Annotated in this window: 23 protein-coding genes, 1 pseudogene and 2 riboswitches; of the genes and pseudogenes, 9 read left to right on the top strand and 15 right to left on the bottom strand. The window is 49.3% G+C overall.

Annotated elements, in window-relative coordinates; translation table 11 throughout:
• Positions 1–42: 42 nt before the first annotated feature.
• Positions 43–1,296 (top strand): MDR family MFS transporter, encoded by a 1,254-nt coding sequence (locus ACE5KN_RS22995; RefSeq protein WP_375527223.1) that lies wholly within the window; start codon positions 43–45, stop codon positions 1,294–1,296.
• Here the strand turns inward: ACE5KN_RS22995 and ACE5KN_RS22990 are convergent.
• From ACE5KN_RS22990 to ACE5KN_RS22960, 7 genes and pseudogenes are all read right to left on the bottom strand, one after another.
• Positions 1,256–2,458, bottom strand: coding sequence for an alanyl-tRNA editing protein (locus tag ACE5KN_RS22990; RefSeq protein WP_375527224.1), 1,203 nt, complete (start codon positions 2,456–2,458; stop codon positions 1,256–1,258). The two genes, ACE5KN_RS22995 and ACE5KN_RS22990, sit on opposite strands and share 41 nt — an antisense overlap.
• Positions 2,455–2,619 (bottom strand): annotated as a pseudogene (locus ACE5KN_RS22985) (helix-turn-helix domain-containing protein); the annotation flags it as partial. The gene ACE5KN_RS22990 and the pseudogene ACE5KN_RS22985, both read right to left, overlap by 4 nt.
• Before the next feature lie 228 nt (positions 2,620–2,847).
• Positions 2,848–2,934, bottom strand: a complete 87-nt coding sequence (locus tag ACE5KN_RS22980) for a putative holin-like toxin (protein ID WP_375533162.1) — start codon at positions 2,932–2,934, stop codon at positions 2,848–2,850.
• 154 nt (positions 2,935–3,088) lie between these two features.
• Positions 3,089–3,514 carry a GNAT family N-acetyltransferase gene (locus ACE5KN_RS22975; RefSeq protein WP_375527225.1) on the bottom strand — a complete coding sequence of 142 codons (426 nt, stop codon included), beginning with the start codon at positions 3,512–3,514 and terminating at the stop codon, positions 3,089–3,091.
• 45 nt (positions 3,515–3,559) lie between these two features.
• Entirely contained in the window at positions 3,560–4,630 is a 1,071-nt protein-coding gene (locus ACE5KN_RS22970; protein ID WP_375527226.1) for a sensor histidine kinase, read from the bottom strand.
• Entirely contained in the window at positions 4,630–5,319 is a 690-nt protein-coding gene (locus ACE5KN_RS22965) for a response regulator (protein WP_375527227.1), read from the bottom strand. The genes ACE5KN_RS22970 and ACE5KN_RS22965 overlap by 1 nt, the downstream gene beginning before the upstream one ends.
• Before the next feature lie 172 nt (positions 5,320–5,491).
• The gene (locus tag ACE5KN_RS22960) at positions 5,492–5,737 is read right to left on the bottom strand and encodes a hypothetical protein (protein ID WP_375527228.1); all 246 of its coding nucleotides are present in this window, start codon (positions 5,735–5,737) and stop codon (positions 5,492–5,494) included.
• 22 nt (positions 5,738–5,759) lie between these two features.
• Positions 5,760–5,850: riboswitch (cyclic di-GMP riboswitch) on the bottom strand.
• Positions 5,851–6,072: 222 nt separating this feature from the next.
• On the opposite strand from ACE5KN_RS22960, the gene ACE5KN_RS22955 reads away from it, so the two are divergent.
• The 3 genes from ACE5KN_RS22955 (at position 6,073) to ACE5KN_RS22945 (ending at position 8,661) form a co-directional block, all read left to right on the top strand.
• Complete coding sequence (locus ACE5KN_RS22955; protein WP_375527229.1) at positions 6,073–6,399, top strand: winged helix-turn-helix transcriptional regulator; 327 nt, start codon at positions 6,073–6,075, stop codon at positions 6,397–6,399.
• A 217-nt stretch (positions 6,400–6,616) separates the two neighbouring features.
• Complete coding sequence (locus ACE5KN_RS22950; RefSeq protein ID WP_375527230.1) at positions 6,617–7,822, top strand: MFS transporter; 1,206 nt, start codon at positions 6,617–6,619, stop codon at positions 7,820–7,822.
• A gap of 83 nt (positions 7,823–7,905) precedes the next feature.
• On the top strand, positions 7,906–8,661 hold the full coding sequence (locus ACE5KN_RS22945) for a hypothetical protein (RefSeq protein WP_375527284.1): 756 nt from the start codon (positions 7,906–7,908) through the stop codon (positions 8,659–8,661).
• 31 nt (positions 8,662–8,692) lie between these two features.
• On the opposite strand, the gene ACE5KN_RS22940 is transcribed toward ACE5KN_RS22945, so the two are convergent.
• Entirely contained in the window at positions 8,693–9,226 is a 534-nt protein-coding gene (locus ACE5KN_RS22940; protein WP_375527231.1) for a DinB family protein, read from the bottom strand.
• Positions 9,227–9,250: 24 nt separating this feature from the next.
• A complete protein-coding gene (locus tag ACE5KN_RS22935; RefSeq protein ID WP_375527232.1) occupies positions 9,251–9,784 on the bottom strand; it encodes a DinB family protein in 534 nt (177 codons plus the stop codon).
• Positions 9,785–9,873: 89 nt separating this feature from the next.
• Between ACE5KN_RS22935 and ACE5KN_RS22930 the strand changes: the two genes are divergently transcribed.
• Complete coding sequence (locus ACE5KN_RS22930; RefSeq protein ID WP_375533160.1) at positions 9,874–10,344, top strand: MerR family transcriptional regulator; 471 nt, start codon at positions 9,874–9,876, stop codon at positions 10,342–10,344.
• 57 nt (positions 10,345–10,401) lie between these two features.
• On the opposite strand, the gene ACE5KN_RS22925 is transcribed toward ACE5KN_RS22930, so the two are convergent.
• On the bottom strand, positions 10,402–11,424 hold the full coding sequence (locus ACE5KN_RS22925; RefSeq protein WP_375527234.1) for an aldo/keto reductase: 1,023 nt from the start codon (positions 11,422–11,424) through the stop codon (positions 10,402–10,404).
• 201 nt (positions 11,425–11,625) lie between these two features.
• Here ACE5KN_RS22925 and ACE5KN_RS22920 point away from each other — a divergent pair, with 201 nt between their 5' ends.
• The 3 genes from ACE5KN_RS22920 to ACE5KN_RS22910 all read left to right on the top strand — a co-directional run bounded on the left by ACE5KN_RS22920 (position 11,626) and on the right by ACE5KN_RS22910 (position 13,160).
• Positions 11,626–11,841, top strand: a complete 216-nt coding sequence (locus ACE5KN_RS22920; protein WP_375527235.1) for a hypothetical protein — start codon at positions 11,626–11,628, stop codon at positions 11,839–11,841.
• A gap of 102 nt (positions 11,842–11,943) precedes the next feature.
• Positions 11,944–12,315 carry an ArsR/SmtB family transcription factor gene (locus tag ACE5KN_RS22915; RefSeq protein ID WP_375527236.1) on the top strand — a complete coding sequence of 124 codons (372 nt, stop codon included), beginning with the start codon at positions 11,944–11,946 and terminating at the stop codon, positions 12,313–12,315.
• A 23-nt stretch (positions 12,316–12,338) separates the two neighbouring features.
• On the top strand, positions 12,339–13,160 hold the full coding sequence (locus ACE5KN_RS22910; protein WP_375527237.1) for a DUF4362 domain-containing protein: 822 nt from the start codon (positions 12,339–12,341) through the stop codon (positions 13,158–13,160).
• 45 nt (positions 13,161–13,205) lie between these two features.
• Here ACE5KN_RS22910 and ACE5KN_RS22905 read toward each other — a convergent pair whose 3' ends face one another.
• Together ACE5KN_RS22905 and ACE5KN_RS22900 are read right to left on the bottom strand one after the other, a co-directional pair.
• Positions 13,206–15,416: a heavy metal translocating P-type ATPase gene (locus ACE5KN_RS22905; RefSeq protein ID WP_375527238.1), complete on the bottom strand. Its 2,211-nt coding sequence runs from the start codon at positions 15,414–15,416 to the stop codon at positions 13,206–13,208.
• A 187-nt stretch (positions 15,417–15,603) separates the two neighbouring features.
• Positions 15,604–16,077, bottom strand: a complete 474-nt coding sequence (locus tag ACE5KN_RS22900) for a C40 family peptidase (RefSeq protein ID WP_375527239.1) — start codon at positions 16,075–16,077, stop codon at positions 15,604–15,606.
• Positions 16,078–16,081: 4 nt separating this feature from the next.
• A riboswitch (cyclic di-AMP (ydaO/yuaA leader) is annotated at positions 16,082–16,217 on the bottom strand.
• 221 nt (positions 16,218–16,438) lie between these two features.
• On the opposite strand from ACE5KN_RS22900, the gene ACE5KN_RS22895 reads away from it, so the two are divergent.
• On the top strand, positions 16,439–16,621 hold the full coding sequence (locus ACE5KN_RS22895; RefSeq protein ID WP_375527240.1) for a hypothetical protein: 183 nt from the start codon (positions 16,439–16,441) through the stop codon (positions 16,619–16,621).
• A 157-nt stretch (positions 16,622–16,778) separates the two neighbouring features.
• Here the strand turns inward: ACE5KN_RS22895 and ACE5KN_RS22890 are convergent, their stop codons facing one another.
• The 3 genes from ACE5KN_RS22890 to ACE5KN_RS22880 are packed head-to-tail and all read right to left on the bottom strand — an operon-like array spanning position 16,779 to position 20,492.
• Positions 16,779–17,888, bottom strand: a complete 1,110-nt coding sequence (locus tag ACE5KN_RS22890; RefSeq protein WP_375527241.1) for a Ger(x)C family spore germination protein — start codon at positions 17,886–17,888, stop codon at positions 16,779–16,781.
• 1 nt (position 17,889) lies between these two features.
• A complete protein-coding gene (locus ACE5KN_RS22885) occupies positions 17,890–18,963 on the bottom strand; it encodes a GerAB/ArcD/ProY family transporter (RefSeq protein WP_375527242.1) in 1,074 nt (357 codons plus the stop codon).
• 20 nt (positions 18,964–18,983) lie between these two features.
• Positions 18,984–20,492 (bottom strand): spore germination protein, encoded by a 1,509-nt coding sequence (locus ACE5KN_RS22880; RefSeq protein WP_375527243.1) that lies wholly within the window; start codon positions 20,490–20,492, stop codon positions 18,984–18,986.
• Positions 20,493–20,557 lie beyond the last annotated feature (65 nt).

Genomic DNA, 20,557 nt, shown 5'->3' with positions numbered 1-20,557 from the left:
GCGGGATACTTTACGCAATAGGTAAGACTTGGGGAGGATATTGTGCAAATTCGTGTATGGAATAGCAATTTGAAGGTCCGGTTAATCGGGGAAGCCTTGTTTAACATGCTCTTTTGGATGTACTTTCCCTTTATAACCGTTTATTTCGGCCAGGCATTAGGCAATGATATCGCCGGCATGTTGATGACTGTTCCTCCGGTCTTCAGCATCCTCGGCGCGCTGCTTGGTGGAGCAATGGCGGACCGGGCAGGACGGCGTCCCATCATGCTGCTGGGTGTGTCGCTGCAAATGGTAATGTTCGCATGCTTCGCCCTGTCGCCGTCCCATTGGATCGATTATGTCGCATTTATCGGCATTGGGCTGGGAGGGGCCATCTACAGGCCTGCAAGCGCCGCCATGGTTGCGGACCTGGTTCCCGCAGAACACCGCCGGGAGATATTCGCCACATTTTCGACAGCCAATAATCTTGGCGCCGTGCTCGGGCCTGCGCTGGGAGCCGTTTTCTTTTTCCATTACCGGCAGGAGCTGCTGTGGACCTGCTCGGCCATTATGCTGCTGTATTTTATCGCCATTTATTTCATGATTCATGAAACATCGCCACCATCCGGGAATAAAGCGGAAGCTTCCGCTTCAATCTCCAGTGTATTCAGGAAGCAGTGGCAGAGCTATGGCATTATTTTTCGGGATAAGGTATTCCTGGTGTATACGCTGGCAGGTATCTGTGCGATGGTGTCGATCCTGCAGTTGGACCTCTATTTGCCGGTTTATATCATCAATGAGGTGCCGGCTCAGCCTTTTTTTCCGTGGATTGCGGATTCGCCCGTGCTTACGGGTACGGATATTTTTGGGTGGGTGCTGGGCTTTAACGGCCTGTTATTTGTTCTCTTTATCCTTCCGGTTACAAAATGGCTCGGAAGCTGGAAGGAGCGGAATGTGTTTATTCTGTCTTCGCTGCTGTCGGGGGTGGGCACCTTTGCTCTCGGCTTGGGCAGCAATATATGGTACCTCTTTTTCGTTACAGTGATCTTTACTTTCGGGGAAATGGTGCGCTCTCCGGTGACACAGAGCTTTATCAGCCGTTATGCCCCGGAGCACGCAAGAGCCCAGTACATGGCGGCGGACAGCTTGCAGCCCACGATCGGAAGGTTTTTGGCGCCAATCACCGTGTTCCTGTCCACCTGGGTGCCGCCAATGGGCGTACTCAGTCTCATATTGTTGTTTGCACTCATCAGTGCCGCGTTATATATTCAGCTGTTCAGGATGTATGTGGAGCATCCGGAGCAGCAGCGTGGTTAAGCTCCTTGCGTGCAAAATCGATAAAACGCCGCATGTCCTCCGCAGACGCAAACCCGGCCTGAGCCGATTGGTTATTGCCTCCGCCTTTGCCGCCGAAGCTGCTCAGATGCTGCTTGAAAAAAGCGCCACACGCGACATCCAGCGATCCGTTGTGGAACAGCAGGAGCTTGTTGTCCGCTTCGGTTGCCAGCAGAACGAGAATGTCCCGGCCGCTGGTCAGCTTGACGGCGAAAGGCTGCAGTTCCTTGGCGGGCTTGTCCGCAAATACATGCACCAGGACAGGTCCTTCTGCCGCTGCATGCAGCTCCTTCATTTCATATTCGTCAAGCCGCTGCTGCAGCTCATCCACACGAGTCCGCAACCGGGTCTGTTCCTGCTCCCATTTTTCAAATCGGCCCAAGATATCCTGACGGCCTGTGTTAAACTTCCCTGCTACAACTTCGAGGATACGGAGGCTTTCATTATAATCCTGAAGCGCGCGGACTCCACATTTGAAAGAGATCCGGGTATTTCCCTTTTGCTTGTCCGTCTTGAGGAGCTTGATGAGCCCCAGCTCACCGGTCCGGCTAACATGCGTACCGCCACAGGCGTTGTGCTCGATGCCTTCGATTTCGACGATACGGATATTTTCCGTTACCTTCGGCTGTTTCACCAGCGTGATGTTCTGCAATTGCTCTTCTGTCACAAAGTAGCTGCTGATGGCACGGTTCCGGTAAATTTCCGCGTTAACCTCCTGTTCCACCGCCTCCATCTGCGCTCGGGTCAGCTCGGGCAGTTCAACATCGATGGTGCACTCCTCCTGGCCCAGATGAAAGCTGAGCGTCTTTGCGCCAAGCAGCCTGAGAATGACCGCTGACAGCAAATGCTGGCCGCTGTGGTGCTGCATATGGTCCCATCTGCGGCCCCAGTCCAGCTTGCAAACGGCATTCTCCTCTTCCGGCAACCGTTCAACTTCATGGAATACCGTGTCTCCCTCGCTGAATACGTCCAGTACAGGGATTCTGTTCAAGGTTCCAGTGTCGCAGGGCTGGCCCCCTCCGGCAGGGTAAAATGCCGTCTCTTCCAGCACAACCAGCTTCCGCCCGTCTCGTTCAAGCTTCTGCGTGATTCTGCTCTCCCATTCCGTTATGTATGTGGAATTGTAATACAGCTTGTTGGTCATATACTTTCCTTTCCTGCGTGTTCTGGGATATACTCAATCAAATCAGACAATTCACAATTGAAGGTATCACAAAGCTTAAACAGGGTTTCCAGTTTTACCGTTTCTATGTTCGTTTCCCTGTATAGTTTGTTAATTGAATTCCGGCTCAGCCCCGATTTCGCTTGATGATTTACATCGGTAACATAGCGGTTTTCTCATTGCTAACACTAAGCCCCGCCCCCAGTCATTCACATCCTTGAATATTTTGCCCTTATTGTGGTAATGTATAAACAAAGAGCCGAAGTGGTGGTACACTCCGACTCATCACATGATCTGACCGCGTAAAAGACGGTTGCTTGTGACAAGGTGACAATCAGAAAAAGTAGACCGCTATCCCTGTACAGGACGGTCTACTTTTTCTTTAAGTAGGTGAGAAGCGCTAAAATGAAACTCCCAAACGCGAATAGGATTAGGAATACATCTTTTACTTCGACCACTAGCACCACCTCCTTTCGGAGATGATTGCCAACCGTCCATTAGCCGATTTCGATCATGTTACATAAATATACCATAAAAAACAAAAAAGAGCGGTAGATTTTGAACCCAAGTTATTGCCCATGATCTCGGCCATCCGTAATCAAAGAACAAGGATCAAGAAGTTCCGTGGAGAAATGTAATCGGATATTCCATAATGACATACTCCTTGCCGCCCTTTACAAACGTACGATCTGTTTCCCTCAACCCAAACTTGCGGTAAAATGCCGCCTTTTCCCGGCGGGCGTTGCACCAGATCCGTTTTACCCCCGCCTGCTCTGCCTCTTCCATCACATGCCGCAGCAGCCTGCTGCCGTATCCCTTGCCCTGCTCCGCCTCCAGCGTCGCAAACTTACGGAATTGGGCTTCGTCCCGATCAATAAACAAGGATACGACCGACACCAGCCGCTCCCCGACAAAAAGACCATAATGACGCCCCATATCATCATCCTCCAGCTGAACAAATGCAAGCTCCCTGTCAGGCCACATCACCTCATGCCTGATACGCCAGACGCTTTCCTTAGCAATACTGCGAATATCCAACGATTTCCCCGCCCTTCAAAGCTCCTGTCGCTTCATTTGAAAATATCACATAGGCAACCGAATATAAAAGCGCGCCCCGCTGTTATCGCTTTGCGCCCACACCTCGCCGCCATGAGCCTCCACCAGCTTTTTCACAATCGCCAGTCCCATGCCGCTTCCGCCTGTCTGCCGATTCCTCGACTTGTCTCCCCGATAAAACCTTTCAAAAATATACGGCAAATCCTCCGCCGAAATTCCGGGTCCTGTATCGCTGATTACAAGGCACACTGCCCACTTTTCCTTACGCTCCTCGACTCTTACAATCCCCTCGGCAGGCGTATGGTGAAGAGCATTGGTCAACAGGTTCACCAGAATCTGTTTCATGCGGTCCGCATCCATAAGCAGCCTGACATCTGAAACGCCCTCGTATCGGAGCTGCACCCCTTTCTCAAGAAAAGCAGCTTCCATCAGTGCAGCAGCCTTTCCAACAATCAAACGCAGATTCTCCTCTTTCCGTGAAAGCTGGAATTCCGGCGAATCCATTACATTCAGCTCCTCCAGTTCACTGACGAGCTGGATCAGGCGCTCCACCTCCTCCAGGCAGGAGTGAATCCGCGCGGGCGTCGGCTCCCAGACTCCGTCCTCCAAGGCCCTCATGTGGCTTTTCAACGTTGTTAGCGGTGTGCGCAGCTCATGGGCAATGTCCTGCGACATGGACATGCGGAGTGACTGCTGTCGCTGCAGCTGCTCGGACAGTCGGTTCAGGGAAGTCCCGAGCTCCGCGATTTCATCCTGGCCTTCCGTGCTGACACGGGCGTCCAGGCTGCCACTGCTGATCCGTTCGGCGGCCTGTTTCATGCGGACAAGCGGGCGGGAGATGCGTTTTGCAAAATAGACCCCGATAATCAGCGCCAGCAGCAGCGAAAACAACCCTGTCAGCAGGATCGACTGAATCAGGGCACTCTCCAGGTGATCCATCAATGGGGACATTCTTTTACTCGCCGGTGAGACCTGCTCCATATACATCGAGATATGATAATGAGTGGCAAATACGCTGATCACGGCAAAAATGGCAACGATACCAGCAGCCATGCCGACGATGATCACAGCCAGCCGGATATACAGCCGGTTGAACATCAGCCCTCACCGCCAAACCGGTAGCCGAAGCCGTACACCGTAATAATATAGCGCGGATTGCGTGGATCTTGTTCGATCTTTTGCCGTACATTTTTAACATGCTGATCGATAATGCGGATATCACCGTCAAACCCGAAGCCCATCACCCTGTCGACCAGCTCCTCCCGCGGAAAGCGGCGCTGCGGATATTTGGCGAGCAGAAGCAGCAGCTTGTACTCACTAGGTGTAAGGCTGATCGGCTCTTCATACCTGTACACCTGATTTTTCAGTGAATCGATACGGAGATGCCCCCCATTAAAAGAGATGACGTCCGCCAATAGCTGCGAATCATCTGTCCGGCGCAGGATTGCTTTTACTCTGGCAACCACCTCATTCGGATCAAAGGGCTTGATCATGTAGTCATCTGCTCCGATGGATAATCCGCTGATGCGGTCCGCCTGAGCTACCTTGGCAGTGAGCATAAGAATCGGTACCGGGCTGAATTTGCGCACCTCCAGGCAGACGGTCTCCCCTTCCATGCCGGGCAGCATCAGATCCAATATCAACAGGTCAACCCGCTGGCTGCGCAGTACAGCCAACGCTTCCTCCCCGCTCACACTTTCCAGCACGTGAAAATGCTCCTTCTGTAAATAAGAAGCGAGTACCTCGCGAATTTTCTGTTCGTCATCCACCACCAGAATGGTTTTCAAGGCCTGTCCCTCCGTACGCCCAAGTTATACCGGAATTATACCATTCCGAATATGTAAGAGTCCTCCTGCCTATTACTTTCACCATTCTGTTTATCCTAAACTTGTGAAGATCTTTTGAAGACCACCGGAAAATGAAAAAGCACCGGAGGAAAATCCCTCCAATGCTTAATCATTAACGCATTTGAAATGTCCGAATCACCCGGATCGATATGATCTCTGTAGTCAACGGGTCAACGGGTTTAAAAGTCATGCTGTATAAATCATGCAGTCTCGTCTCAATGCCGTATTCTTTGAACTTATCGGAGAAGTCTCCAATCGTAGGCCTTTTCCCCGTTTCGCAAGTAATTTGGCACTCTTCAAGCCTGGTTTCTCCACGTCTGTATACAAATTCCACATCCGATTGATAAATACTGCTCACCCTGCTATTTCTCCCTCCGATTTAAGGTAGCCCAGCCGCCATAGATCCATGATAGTTTCCTTAGGCCTGCAGCTTTGCGTCCTTGCCTTTCGGCAAGTTTGCCCTTTGCATAAATGGTGGAATATCCACTTGAGATAATATAATATATTTTCCGTGTTTTTTCGACATGATCCCGTAAAAATCGCCATTCTTCACACTTGTTTACTTTTTCCCTTGTAGTGTTATCATAGATTGTAGTTCCTTGACGGATATGTACATCTCTGAAAGAACCCTATATACTTTCAGATCCTATAGAGATCAAAGCATCTCACTATATTTTTTCAGGAGGTAAACATATGGCTTACAATATCCCGGTGGAAGCAACCCTTGAGGTGATGGGCGGCAAATGGAAGGCGGTTATTTTGTGTCATCTGGATAAAGGCGACAAACGCACCAGCGAACTAAAGAGACTAATGCCTGGCATTACGCAGAAGATGCTCACACAGCAGCTGCGGGAACTGGAAGATGACGGACTTGTGAAGCGGCAAATATTTGAGCAGGTTCCGCCCAAGGTCGTGTATTCCCTGACCGGTTACGGCTGGTCCCTGAAGCCTGTCCTGGATGCCATGTGTGCCTGGGGCGAAAAGCATATTGAACAAGAAGGCCAAACAGTAGAGGTTTAAAGCAAATACTTTGAACCATCCACATAAACGATCTGCAAACGGAAGAGCCGGGCTCCTGGATACTCAGGATTCCGGCTTTTTTTCCCCCGTTTCCTCCTATAGGTACCTGTAAGTGCCTATAGTACTTCGAAGTATGTACTATTCTTTTTCGTGTGAAGCATCCATAATAGCATTTGCCGGCCGGCATAAAAATAAAAAAATAGGAGTGGAACTGAACATGTCCTCGGACACTAAACGCAGTACTTTGTCGCTGCTGGCTCTCGCTATCAGCGCTTTTGCAATCGGGACAACTGAGTTCATCAGCGTGGGACTGCTTCCCCTTATCGCTGAAGACTTGAATATATCTGTAACGATGACCGGACTGACGGTCACTTTATATGCGCTGGGCGTTACTTTTGGCGCTCCGGTATTAACCTCTTTAACTTCAGGAATACCAAGAAAAACGCTGCTGATCTGGATTATGATCATCTTCATCGCTGGCAATTCGCTTGCGGCCTTCTCAAGCGGAATCGGGCTGCTGCTTACGGCACGGGTTATTTCCGCGTTCTCGCATGGCGTATTTATGTCGATCGGCTCAACCATTGCGGCTGACCTTGTCGCGCCGAACCGGCGGGCAAGCGCCATTGCCATTATGTTCTCCGGATTGACCGTGGCCACGATTACCGGCGTACCCTTCGGCACGTTTATCGGCCAGCAGCTCGGCTGGCGTGCAGCCTTTCTAACCATAGCCGTGATTGGCATCATTGCTCTGATCGCCAATTTGATTCTCGTTCCCGGCAATCTGCGGAAGGGGGTCAAAACCCCGGTACGGGATCAGATCAGGCTCATTACCAACGGACGGCTGCTGCTTGCTTTCCTGATAACGGCTCTCGGATACGGTGGCACCTTCGTCGTCTTTACGTATCTGTCTCCTCTGCTGCATGACATTACCGGCTTTGGCGAGACAACCGTAGCTTTCCTTCTGCTTCTGTATGGCATTGCGATTGCCATCGGCAACATCATCGGCGGCAAGGCCGCCAACCGCAAGCCGCTTTCAGCGCTGCTGTATATGTTTATTATTCAGGCGGTGGTCCTGTTTATTCTGGCCTTCACGGCTCCGTTTAAAGTGGCGGGTTTGATCACGATTATTCTGATGGGCCTGTTTGCCTTCATGAATGTGCCCGGACTTCAGCTGTATGTCGTTAACCTTGCCCAGCGTTTTGTGCCGCAGGCCGTGGATGTCGCATCCGCAATCAATATCGCGGCCTTTAACGGCGGCATTGCTCTTGGCGCTTATTTTGGGGGCCTGATTGTGGATGGTCCGGGGCTGATTCACACCTCATGGATCGGCGGTTTAATGGTGGTCGGCGCTGTTATTTTAACAGGCTGGAGCCTTCTGCTCGCCAGAAAAGACAAAGACGTCCCTGCCGGGGAAGCTGTATAATGGTATTTAAACAAGGACTGTTTCTTTCCCGCTGAAAGAAGCAGTCCCTTTGAATACGGGCCCCTGTGAAAGGAGAATGGCGTATTTTTGCTACCAAGGATATTTTAAGCGTATGGAGAAAATTCGATCATTTCCCGATGGAAACCTTAACCAAAGCATGGTATTTTCAAAAGAATTCCGGAAAAAAGCAAAGAGAAGTAGCTCAAATGAAGGAGCATCGCGAGCAGTATGGCATTACAGGCAATTGCTTTGACCTCGCTTTGTGGCTGCTGCATGAGTTCGAAAAGGAAGGGATTGAAGCTTATCCGATCGGCCATGATATGGGAACAGAGGATGCGCATGTGGCCGTTATTGCGAAAAATGAGGAAGGACACCGCTATTATTGCGATTTGGGGGATCAGTGGCTCAATCCGGTGCTGGTAGATGCCGATAGTGAAGATTATACTGAAGAGAGATTAAAGGGCCTCTTTCCTGCGGCAGAGATACAAGTGCAATCGGCTGGTGATTTATTCACGGTTCTATACCACAGGCCAAACGGAAAAACCAGCAAGCAAGTCTTTAATCTTACCCCGGTTAAAATGGATGACTTCTGGCTTGCCGCCGAAATATGCCAGAATGCAATCCATAAGTCACCTCTATTAGAATGCAGAATTCCCTATAAGAATGAAACCGCTCATTGGGAGTTTTATGACTGGCAAAGCTTTCTGAGCACAACCGAAGGATTATTCAACGATCCGGAAGCAGAGTCTATTGAACAATGGTGTGTTAGAATCCATCAAAAAACGGGGTATGATACAAATTTCCTCTACGAAGCATTGAACATATACAAAAAAATGTGAAAACCGCCTGCAGCAGGCGGTTTGGCATTTTTCAATGATACTGTCCTGTTACATGCTCTCCCGTATCCTTCTGCAGCTTGGAAAGCAGTACGATTTGCCCCGCATGATATCCATAGTGTGCGGCAACAGCAACGATCAGCTTGCCAACCACCTTGATCTCGTAGGTTTTGCCCTCCTCGGCCTGCACCCGCAGCATCCGGTTCCAATCCTCCAGCCCGTAATGAATGGCCACCTCCCTGTCCAGGTCCTTTTCGGTAAGCCGGGCCAGTATATCTTTCGCTTCCGCTCTCGTGTCCGTCAGATGGCGGATCAGCTCCTCCTTGGATATACCGCCTTCTGTAGTAAACTCCTTCGATCTTTCACGGATAAACGGCTGCCCGCCGATGCCGCTGATCACATTCATGCGTTCATTGCCTGCCAAATGGAGACACAGATTGCCAATGCTGTTCATGGTATCCTTGGGCCTGCTCCACACCAGTGAATCATCTAAAGGATCCAAACTTTTCACGATCCGCTCAAGCTGCTTGTCCATATCCTCAATCACCGCTTCAACCAGTTTCAGCATAACACCCCTTCTTTCCTTATGTTATTAACCATTTACCCGATCAGGCTGCAAATTCCGCAAAAGCTCGAAGATTTGCCCTCTGTGATGCGCCTCGTGCTCCACCAAATGATAGATCACCCATTCCGGAGTTACGTCATAGGCTTCAAGCTGTCTTGGGGTTCTCCAGTCCGTAAGACTCATGCCTTTAAAATGAAAGAGCAGCCTGCCACGGACGGCCTGCAGACGGTGAAGATGCTGCTCCAGGGTTTGACCTTCAACATGAACCAGAGAACCGTCCTCCGACCTGTCCTCCTGCAGAAATAGAGAACGAATTTCCGGTTCATACTCGGTGGCTTCAAGCACCTCAACATACAGCCAATCCGCCTCAATAAGCGCAATATGATACAATAGCGAGCCGATGCTGTGCCGTCCTTCCAATTGCTGATCCAACAGGCCAGGGGCCAAGCCGTTCAACTTTTCCAAAATGGTTCTGCGGACATCCTCCAAGCTCCACAGCCAGCGTCCGATTTCGGGCTCATATCCCGGCAGGGCTGCCACTTGCAATGATTTTCTGCTCACAACTTCACTCTCCTTTTCTTTTAATATTCTAGGTGTGGCGGGGTTTTCCCTCTGCCCGGCTTGACCTGAAGCGTATTCAAGGTTCTATAATGAGTATCATTAATTCAAATCCGGTTATGGAACGGGGAGATCAATCTGTGGAAAGCACAATCCAATATACGATCGGCCAAATCGCCGAAAAAACGGGATTGTCCATACATACGCTGAGATATTATGAAAAGGAAGGCATTCTGCCGTTCATCCGGCGCAATGCAAGCGGAATTCGTGTGTACGAGGATATGGATATCGAATGGCTGAAATTTGTATGTGCCCTGCGCGAAACCGGCATGTCCATTGCGCAGTTGAAGGATTTCGTACAGCTTGCACTGCAGGGTGACGACACTATAGACGAGCGGCTCGAGATTTTAAATCATCAGCGGCAAAAAATCGAAGCCCAGGTGGAGACCCTAATGGGTTATATGGACCGGATTAACCGCAAAGCGGATCTATACCATCAAATCAAAAGCGGCGCCTTGACCAGTCAACCGGGTCAGCCCGGACGGCCGATGCCAAAGGGATAAGCCAATAATAAGGCCCATCCCTTCTTTGTCACGGCCCGTAATGGTTGACCTGCTCATTTATACGGTGCCCGGATACCGGTCCTCCGTATAAGCCAGCGGGTTCCACAGCGGATACTCCGGCTTTAACCGGCTGATTTCTTCAAGACGGGACAACTCGTCCCCGCTGAGGACCATGCCGGATGCCCCGAGATTATCCTGAAGCTGGTCAGACCTTTTCGCACCGATAATGACGCTCGTGACCGCCGGCTGATTCAAGAGCCATGCCAAGGCAATTCTGGCCGCCGTTGTTTCCCGCGCAGCTGCAATACCCTGCAGCACATCGATAATATCGTATCCCTTCTCCCGGTCTACAGGAGGGAAATCGAATTTACTGCGTCGATCCTCAGCACCGCCCTGGTTTTCCCTTGTATATTTACCGGATAAAAATCCTCCAGCCATCGGACTCCATACCAGCAATCCCATCTTCTGATCCTGAAGCACAGGGATGATATCCCGTTCAACATCCCGTCCTGCGAGAGAATAGTAAGACTGGCTTGATTTGAAGGAATGCATTCCGAGCTGGCGGGAGATACCGTTCGCCTTCATGATCTGCCAGCCCTGCAGGTTGGAGCAGCCGGTATAACGCACCTTTCCGCTGTGAACAAGTTCGTCAAGCGTGCGAAGAATCTCCTCCCAGTCGGTCAGCGGATCGGGTCTGTGAATCTGGTACAGATCGATATAATCGGTGCCGAGACGCTTCAGGCTCTCCTCGACCTGCTGCATGATATGAACCCTGGATAACCCGACCTGGTTCGGTCCTGGCCCCATACGGAAGCCGCTCTTGGTTGCAATCACGACTTCATGCCTTTTGCCCTTGAGAGAACGGCCCAGCATTTCCTCAGACTCTCCTCCGCCGTACACATTGGCCGTATCGAAAAAGTTAATGCCCGCCCCAAGCGCTTCATGGACCAGTCTTTCCGCCGTCTCATAATCGATTGCTCCCATGGCCGCACTCATCGGATCCTTGCCACCGAAAGTCATCGTGCCAAGGCACAGCTCCGAGACCAGTAATCCTGTATTGCCAAGCAGGTTATATTTCATCATCCATCTCTCCCTTATTTAAGTTGCAAAATCTAAGCACAGCTAAAGCATATTTGCTAGAGTGCACTCTAGGTCAATACGTATTTTCACCCAAAATAAGAGAATCCTGAATTATTTTTGACACCTTTTCTAACCTGCTGTCCTGGCGCCCAAAGATCCACTACAATGGATAGTATCTACTAGTAAAGAAAGGGGAATTTCATGAAGTTCATCGGCGGAGAAGCGTCTGTCATGCTTACAGCAGCACAACAGGAAACGGGGACAACAGAGTCCGGCACCACAACGGAGCAGACAACGGACTATGTATATCATGAGCCTGAACGCACTTACACTGGCCTGATTATCGGCATTATCCTGATCCTGGTTATTGTAGGGGCTCGCATCGCTTTCTCGGTCTGGGCCAAAAAGCATAAATAATCCTGATTGCCCCTTCCTCTCAAGGTTTCGATATTATTCGTAATTTCTACGCCTTTTCGGTATAATGAAAAGTATCGGCTGAACTGAGGAAGGTGAATGATTGTGGAACCTGAACTGAGAAACGAGGAAGATTGGAATAACGACTGCCATCAACCCAAGGAAGTTCTTGATGGCATAAAAAATAAACTGGTTGATTCACAAACGGCCGCTGAAATGGCTGAGATTTTCAAGGCGCTTGGCGATCCGACCCGGATCAGGCTGATCTACGCCCTGATTGAGCGGGAGCTGTGCGTGCATGATCTGTGTGTGCTGCTGGATATGGGGCAATCCGCCGTCTCGCACCAGCTCCGCTATTTGCGCAATTTGCGCATCGTCAAACGCCGGAAGGTGGGGAAAACGGTGTTTTACTCGCTTGACGATACTCATGTGGAGCAAATTTTTCTGCAAACCCATCAGCATATTACCCATCAGTAACTTACTGCCGTGGAGGTAGAGGCATGAGAAAAGGATGGCTGCTTATCCTGCTTTGGTTGTGTAGCCTAACCGTTACAGCTTGTACATTCGGCCCTGCCGCTAACGATTCAACCGGCGGCGGGGATGAAATTCCCTTACAGGGGCAGCAAAGCCAAGTCCCTCCTGACACAGAAACGGTTATCGTAAGCAGAACGTATACCTTCGGCGAAGTGAATGACGCCCCATTTGCCATTTATGTCCAACCGGAGGAGGTACAGATTTTTGAGGAAGCGTTCCTGACCGCCGAGAAAATGGAGGGTCAGTTAGATGTCAGTGTAGCGGATTATGATATCAGTTTCAGCCCTGACGGGTCTTATGGCTCCCTTCATCTCTGGCTCGATTCTCAAGCGGATTTTGGGATGTACACCAGTGTTGACGACACATCCACGGGATATCAATTGACCTCAAAGGCAACTGATCAGTTAAAAGAATTGATCTGGGGGACATATTACAGCCCGGAGCAAGCTATGCAAAACGGAGATATTGTGAAGCTGGATGAACAAATATACAATTTGGACCATTGGGAGCGGTTTAATAACAGCCTTAAAAGCCATACTCCTGACATGGTACATCTGACTTCTTATACCATTGAAGGCGGTTCTATTTTCGAAGATCTCGCTTATGACGGGCAAACTATAAAGTTTGTCTATGATGCTACCCACGATGCTTTTGGAAACCGTACCAAAACGGTATCCTACTGCACCGATCTGCAATCGAGATCATCCAGTAATGGAACAGAATACAGACTGACAGGCTGCGGGGATAACAAGGAGAATGATCCTTACTTCCGCTTCCTGGTCCCCTAAAGCAAAACAGCGGCAGCCCTTAACGGACTGCCGCTGTTTTTGCATCTACGCTATTTCTTGCTTCGTACGCATGACCCTCATAGCGTTCAGCACGGCCAGCAGTGTAACCCCGACATCGGAGAACACGGCCTCCCACATCGTAGCAATACCGAAGGCTCCCAGCAGCAGGAATACGGCTTTGACCCCCAAGGCAAACAGAATGTTCTGCCATACGATGCGGCGTGTGCGTCTTGCGATATGGATCGCGGATGACAGCTTGGAAGGCTCATCGGTCATGATGACGATGTCTGCAGCCTCAATCGCCGCATCCGAGCCCAGACCGCCCATGGCAATCCCGACATCGGCCCGCGCCAGTACGGGAGTGTCATTCATGCCGTCACCGATAAAGGCAATTTTGTCCTTACGCGCTTTTTGCCGGTCCAGCTTCTCAATCTCTTCAACCTTATGCTGCGGCAGGAGCTCGGCATGCACTTCATCCAGACCAAGCTTCCGGCCTACGTCCTCGCCGACGGCTTTCGCATCACCGGTAAGCATGACCGTCTTTTTGATGCCTAGTTCTTTCAAGGAACGGATGGCCTGTGCCGAATCCTCCTTAATCTCGTCCGCAATGACGATACACCCCGCATAGCTTCCATCGACGGCTATGTGCACGACCGTTCCAGGTTCTTCTGGCGTCGCAAAAGGAATCTGCTCCTGGTTCATCAGCTTTGCATTACCGGCCAGAATCTGTTTTCCTTCAAAACGCACCTCGGTACCGTGGCCCGCAATTTCGTTATACTCCTGAACATCAGCCGTCTGCAGTTCCTGTCCATAGGCTGCACGAATGGAATCGGCGATAGGGTGATTGGAATGAAGCTCGGCATAAGCAGCAAGGCGGAGCAGTTCCTCACGGCTTCCCCCATTGGCCGGATAAATCCCGGTAACGGTAAATGCCCCTTTCGTAAGCGTGCCCGTTTTATCGAATACGACATATTTTACATCATTCAGCGCTTCAAGATAGTTGCTGCCCTTCACGAGCACACCCTGCCTGGAGGCCGCCCCGATCCCGCCGAAAAATCCGAGCGGAATGGATACCACCAACGCGCAGGGGCATGAAATAACCAGAAACACTAAAGCACGGTAGACCCATTCGGAAAATGTGGCGCCGCTGATCAGCAATGGCGGCACAATCGCCAGCAGGGCGGCAACGATGACGACAACCGGCGTATAATAGCGTGCGAACTTCGTAATAAACTGCTCTGTCGGCGCTTTCTTGCTGCTTGCATTTTGCACCAGCTCCAAAATTTTGGAAACCGTGGATTCTCCATAACTTTTCGTGACTTCAACGATCAATACTCCGTTTTTATTAATAAAGCCGCTTAATACCTCATCCCCAGGCTCGACCTCGCGCGGCACGGATTCGCCTGTTAAAGCCGAGGTGTCCATGGCGGTCCTGCCCTCCAATACCTTGCCGTCGAGCGGCACCCGTTCGCCCGGCTTCACGACGATCACATCGCCGACGAGAACCTCTTCCGGGGTCACTCGCTTCGTCTCATTCCCCATCTGCAGATTGGCATAATCAGGCCGGATATCCATCAGGCTGCTGATGGATTTGCGCGACCGGTTCACCGCGATGCTCTGGAACAATTCCCCTACCTGGTAGAACAGCATGACGGCCACGCCTTCGGGATACTGCTGAATGACAAAGGCGCCGATGGTGGCGATGGACATCAGAAAATGCTCGTCGAACACCTGGCCTCTGACGATATTCTTAACGGCTCTAAGTACAATGTCGCCGCCAACAATAAGATAAGCGATGGCAAACAGTGCAAACTCAGCTATCCCGGTGATTGGCGCCAATAACCCGATTCCTGTCAAAAACGCGCCTGCAATCAGGCGAATGATCATGCGTTTCGTATTGCCCGCACCATGATCATGGCTGTGTCCATGACTGTGGTCGTGATCATGTGCATGAGCGTGTCCATGATCGTGGCTATGACCGTGCTGCACAGCCGCCTTTGAGGCAGCCCCGTTCCCCTTTTCCACAACCTGAATATGAGGCTCCAGCTGATTTACTTTTTTCCTGGCCGCTGTGACGACAGCCTGATCATGCTCTTTATCCACTTCCATTGTAAGTGTCTTGCTTACGAAGTTAACAGAACAGTCCATGACCCCATCGAGCTTCTTCACACCGTTCTCAATCTTCATGGCGCAATTCGCACAATCCAGCCCTTCCAGTATGAGCTCCCGTTTCACCTTCTCAGCCGCTGTACCCATGAGACTTCTCCCCTTCCTGACAGCCAAAAACCTATATATGAATAATTGTTCATGTGTTATGAATTTATTATATGTAGTGAAGGAGAAGATTGTCAATGCAGTATACCCAATTCGTGCAAAGTGAATGTTCTGGCAGCAAAAAAAGGACAAGCCCGAAACAGCTTCAGGCTTGTCCTCTTCAATTTCATCAACGTGCTTCGCTTACCATTCTGGTATAGCTGTACTCGCTGATGACACGGCGGGCTGTAACATATCTGTTGGCATAATAAGGCTCCGACAGACTGCTGACCGTTACACCCTTGCTGCTTGCGGAATGGGCAAATTTATTATTCCCCACATAGATACCGGCATGGGAAATCCCCCGTCCGCTTGTATTAAAGAACACCAGGTCTCCTACCCTGAGATCGTCCTTGGCGACTTTTACACCTGTGTTCGCCTGCTGCTGGGAAGTACGGGGCAGATCCAAGCCAAACTTGTTGAATATGTACAAAATAAACCCGGAACAATCGAAACCTGCGGTTGTCGTGCCTCCGTATTTGTATGGAGTGCCTGCAACCTGAGCAACATAGCTGTTAATTTGCGCTTCACTGGCATGTGTAGTGGCAGCCCCGGACGTGAACAGTACGGCGGCTCCAAAAATCGATAAAATCGCTTTTTTCAAAAAAATATTCTCCCTTCAAAGCCTACGGAGTTAGCTGAGGGTTAGGTAGAAGGTTCCCTTTACTCTCTTACGCACAAGAATAATTCACCCGAAGTGGTTCCCCCGTTTTCAAACACATTGAAATTCGGCAAATATTAAAATTTTGTAACCTTAATCAGGGTAATACACCCGAATACTCTTTGTCAATGGAAGAAAAACCCTTACTAGTGAAGTCAATAATGGCTGTATATCAACAAAAAATTGCAGTCCACAAAAGTAACATAAAAGAAACAAAAATGTAAACATCCAATGCATAGTTAGCTGAATTGAGGTACATATTAAAGCCTGGAAACCCAATCCATGACATCAGGAGGTAAATCCAATGGCTACCAGTAGACAGCATCAGGAAGCGCACGGTATCGGGCAAATTGAAAAGCAGCTCAATCGTCAGGCGGAGGCCGCAGCACAAATTCAGGGCGGGAGTGAAACAGACCGCGAAATTAACGAGGCAAGCATGAAAAAGGATAGTGCTGTGAAAGAAGAAGCCGATCCGGAACAAAAGTAAGAAAAACGCTTATCAACGCACATTCACAGAAGACAGACCGCGTTTAGCAGTAGTTTTTCTTGCGATTCCAGGAAGGTTATACCAAGGGGGTTGTACTTCCTGGAATCTTAAAATAAACGGCGCCCTTCGGGGCGCCGTTGCTGCAGGCAGGTACGGTTTACTTCATTGTTCCTATATTTCTTAGTGTAACCTTGACGGATATCTTGGCGTCTGACTCCGTGGACACAAATTTCTGTCTTATTTTCGGCCAATCCCGGCCAAACCTCATTCTTGCATAACGGCCAAATCCGACAGGGTCAACCTGCATACTTTGCAGTTTCTTTAGAACGTCTCTAATTTGGTCGCGTATGTACTCCTCACTGTTTTGTTCAACCAGCTTGATCTCATTTTGGCTTTCCAGATTCAGCTTTCCTTTATAGTCCTGGATCACGGCTTCCAATTCCAGCCTGGAAAAGATCACCGGATGATTCAGATCTCCTGTCACTTTGGTGCGCACCTGGCTTTTCATCAGATTTAATAATATAACCCCATGCCTTGAAGGTGAGGCGTTAAACGGAACTGTAATACTTGGAAAACGTTTCTCTTTCCTGAGCATCTCAACGAGTTGAGCTTCGCCGGGATTCATAAAGCCCACCAAACGGTCCTTTTTAAACAATGCTATTTTCGAAATTTTGATCGATTGCTTGGTAGCTTCAATGTAGGGGATCATTGGGTCACTCACATCATTGGTGAGCACAAAAATAAAATCCCTCAGGGTAGTGTACGGACTAAACGCGGTTTCTTCTCGGGGTCTTAATAAATCGTTCAAAAATTCACTATTCTGTTTTGGCGCAGTATTTTTTAATATAGATTCGGCAGATCCCTTAACAATGGCCAGAACTCCGTTGTTTCCGACCTGGGGATCACGGTACAAGTCCAAGAGGATGTCTCTTAACCCGCTCCCGCGCGCCAGCTCTTCGCCGATCAGAATGACCCGAGTCTGGCGCAGGCTCACGGTTTTTGAAGACATTGCGGATATTTTATAAAAGGCTTCATGAGTTAAGATGCCTTTCGCTGTATAGATCTTGTCCTTTTTGAAACCGCCCTTCGTAGGCTGAGGCACGGAAATTGTAACCTTGATCCGGTCTTGCGGCGATTTATCAAATCCAAGCACGCCTGCCATTTCAAGGTCCTCAAGCGAAGGCGTCTCCACCCGCTTGTTTTCGCAGCCAGCAGGAAATAGCGCAGCAAGCACCAGCATGGATAGGAAAAGATATCTGAGCAACATATTAACTACCCCGTTTTTTTAATTTGTGGAGCCCAAGCATCAAGCTGGGCCATAGAATAAGAAGATATCCGGCATACCGCCCTATGCTTTCATAAGCTGCATTCAGAATCACAGGTGAAAACAGGCCGCTAATGATCAGCACCATAGCCATGACAACGCAAATGTAGACATGCCAGGTTCGTTTTCGCTTAAATAGCTGGTTTACTCCCTTTACGCTTAACCATAAATAAGCAGCCGTGGTCGATAAAACAAGGAATACCCATAATGCAACCCCCAGGTTTTCGATGCGTTCTACAAATGACAGTTCTACAGAGTTGAAAATATCCAAGATAGGGTATCTGACATGGCTTAACTGCCATTCCGAAAAAAAGATGATGCTTGCCAATACAAAAGTTAAATACACCAAAACAGTGATCCACATGCCGATGGATACATGAAGAAGAGCCTTTTTTTGGTTTATGATATACGGAAAGAAAAAAGGGATGAGCTCATACCCGAACATGGCCGGAAACCCGTCATTAAATGCCTTCATGATGTCTTGAAAGGAATGAAGGCCATACAATGGGAACAGATTGGCCAGTTCCCCGTCCGTCCAGGTCCACCGCAGCAGGTATATCGTCCAGATCGTGAAAAAGAACGCCAGAATGCATGTCCGGGCAATCAGCTTTATTCCTCCAAAAACGATATAGGTTGCCACGGCAATAAGAGCAAGTACGGGAAGAAAACGGCTTGCCTTTGGCAAAGTCACCGTATAAATCAGCGTGAAGTAACCCGTCGTTACACCGGCAAACTGCAAAATTCCGAACAGCGTAATTGCCAGATTCAGAACCTTGCCCAAGAAAACACCCAGTAAATTTTCATTAATCTCATACAGTGTCCAATCCGGATACTTAAGGCCCAACCGCACCATGGGGATCAGCATAAGCTGGGATACAATGGCCATGAGGAGCAAGGGTATCCATTCATTATGGCCTGCAGGACTTAAAGTATGAGGAAATACAAGCAGGTTATATGCAACCATTACATTTTGCGTCAGAAATATGACGTGTCTTGGTTTCAGGACTTTGGGTTTCATGACACCCGTCTCCATCATCCTCACTCCTCATCCAATGGTCGTCTTAGTTTTCTTGGAGATTTAGAGGCACCGGAACGTGATAGCATATACTTTATCGGTGCAAGAAAGATGCTGTCCTCCAAATCTGTTAATTTCCTGGGGATTACCGGAGTCATATAGACCTCTCCCACCGAAGTCAGTCTCAAAAGATGAACCATCACTGCGGCTAAAGCAAGCATTTGGCCGAACAAACCTAATAAGCTTGCAGCCAGGATAAAGAAATACCTTAAAAACCTCCCCGAGGTACTCAGCAAATAGCTTGCAGGAAGGAAAGAAAGGAGTGCAGAAACGGAAACCAGAACGATCAGAACGTTGCTGGTCAAACCCGCTTCCACAGAGGCGGTTCCAATTACGATACCGCCAACGATACCAATGGTTTGGCCAACCTTGGAAGGCATTCTTGAGCCTGCCTCACGCAGAATTTCGACAACCAGTTCGATTGCAAGCGCCTCAATCACCGGTGGAAACGGAACTCTTGCCCGTGATTCCGAGAGAAGCAGCAGCAATTGCGGCGGTAGCATTTCCTGATGATAGGTCAGCACGGATACGTAAGACGAGGTAAGAAATACGCTGACGAAAAAACCGAAAAATCTAAGACTTCTCATTAAAGAAGCAACGGTCCAGCGCAAATAATAATCCTCTGAGCTCATAAACAGCTCCAGAAAAGTTACCGGACAGATGGTGGCTTCCGGGCTGCCGTTCAACATGACTGCAATCCGTCCGTCGAGCAGTGCTGCCGTAACATGATCCGGACGCTGGGTTACTGCGAGCTGTGGAAAAGGTGAAAAAGGATGATCTTCAATCATTTTGGAAAGATGCGACATGGACAAGTAACCATGGTACTCCACATGATGCAGCCGTTCCAGAACTCTTTTGACGATATCGGGATTCGCTATATCCTCTATATATAAAACAGCAACAGATGTCCGTGTTTCGGTTCCAAGGACAAGCTGTTTGTACTTTAAGCTAGAATTTAATATGCGTCGTTTGATCAAGGATACGTTGGTCTCAAGGGATTCCGTAAATGCATCCTGCGGTCCGATTACAGTCGACTCGTTATCCGTAGGGGTGATGCTCCGTTGAGCCGGATTATAGGTATTTAGTTTGATTACTTTATTGGGATTCTCGAAATGAATAAGAGTAAATCCGCTTACAATATCGATTAACGCAGCCGGTAATTCAGTTAGCTCCACTTCTTCAGAAAGCGGCAAAATCTCGGAGGGCAGCTGATTTTCCTTAGCTTCCCTTAAGGGTCTGATGACTAAATCGTGGATATCAGCAACCTTGCTCAAAGAATTGATGTAAACGACCGTTACGGTTTGATTCAATACCGGTACTTGTACAAATACAGTATCGTCAATATCCGCCAATTCCTTTTTTAGCGCCTCTATGGTAATGAGCTTTTTCGATGCGCTGTCTCGCTCTGGTGATCGCTCTCTTTTTCCTGTTGTTTTTAACGTTGTTTTTTTCCAGAGTTTCCAAAGGTCCATCCTATCTCCTCATTACTCGCAATACCCGTGTATTGGTTAGTTTGGGATAGTGTTCCCTGTATACT

It is taken from the genome of Paenibacillus terreus, from assembly GCF_042138595.1.
Taxonomy (GTDB): domain Bacteria; phylum Bacillota; class Bacilli; order Paenibacillales; family Paenibacillaceae; genus Paenibacillus; species Paenibacillus terreus.
The sequence above is the reverse complement of the archived record's forward strand: the minus strand, read 5'-3'. Positions and strand labels throughout refer to the sequence as shown.

Bases quoted from the DNA above. Each gene is read 5' to 3' on its own strand.
- ACE5KN_RS22910 (WP_375527237.1), top strand. From the start codon at position 12,339: ATGAGAAAAGGATGGCTGCTTATCCTGCTTTGGTTGTGTAGCCTAACC.
- ACE5KN_RS22885 (WP_375527242.1), bottom strand. From the start codon at position 18,963: ATGAAACCCAAAGTCCTGAAACCAAGACACGTCATATTTCTGACGCAA.
- ACE5KN_RS22920 (WP_375527235.1), top strand. From the start codon at position 11,626: ATGAAGTTCATCGGCGGAGAAGCGTCTGTCATGCTTACAGCAGCACAA.
- ACE5KN_RS22890 (WP_375527241.1), bottom strand. From the start codon at position 17,888: ATGTTGCTCAGATATCTTTTCCTATCCATGCTGGTGCTTGCTGCGCTA.
- ACE5KN_RS22930 (WP_375533160.1), top strand. From the start codon at position 9,874: ATGAGTATCATTAATTCAAATCCGGTTATGGAACGGGGAGATCAATCT.
- ACE5KN_RS22880 (WP_375527243.1), bottom strand. From the start codon at position 20,492: ATGGACCTTTGGAAACTCTGGAAAAAAACAACGTTAAAAACAACAGGA.
- ACE5KN_RS22990 (WP_375527224.1), bottom strand. From the start codon at position 2,458: ATGACCAACAAGCTGTATTACAATTCCACATACATAACGGAATGGGAG.
- ACE5KN_RS22895 (WP_375527240.1), top strand. From the start codon at position 16,439: ATGGCTACCAGTAGACAGCATCAGGAAGCGCACGGTATCGGGCAAATT.
- ACE5KN_RS22955 (WP_375527229.1), top strand. From the start codon at position 6,073: ATGGCTTACAATATCCCGGTGGAAGCAACCCTTGAGGTGATGGGCGGC.
- ACE5KN_RS22950 (WP_375527230.1), top strand. From the start codon at position 6,617: ATGTCCTCGGACACTAAACGCAGTACTTTGTCGCTGCTGGCTCTCGCT.
- ACE5KN_RS22905 (WP_375527238.1), bottom strand. From the start codon at position 15,416: ATGGGTACAGCGGCTGAGAAGGTGAAACGGGAGCTCATACTGGAAGGG.
- ACE5KN_RS22925 (WP_375527234.1), bottom strand. From the start codon at position 11,424: ATGAAATATAACCTGCTTGGCAATACAGGATTACTGGTCTCGGAGCTG.
- ACE5KN_RS22970 (WP_375527226.1), bottom strand. From the start codon at position 4,630: ATGTTCAACCGGCTGTATATCCGGCTGGCTGTGATCATCGTCGGCATG.
- ACE5KN_RS22940 (WP_375527231.1), bottom strand. From the start codon at position 9,226: ATGCTGAAACTGGTTGAAGCGGTGATTGAGGATATGGACAAGCAGCTT.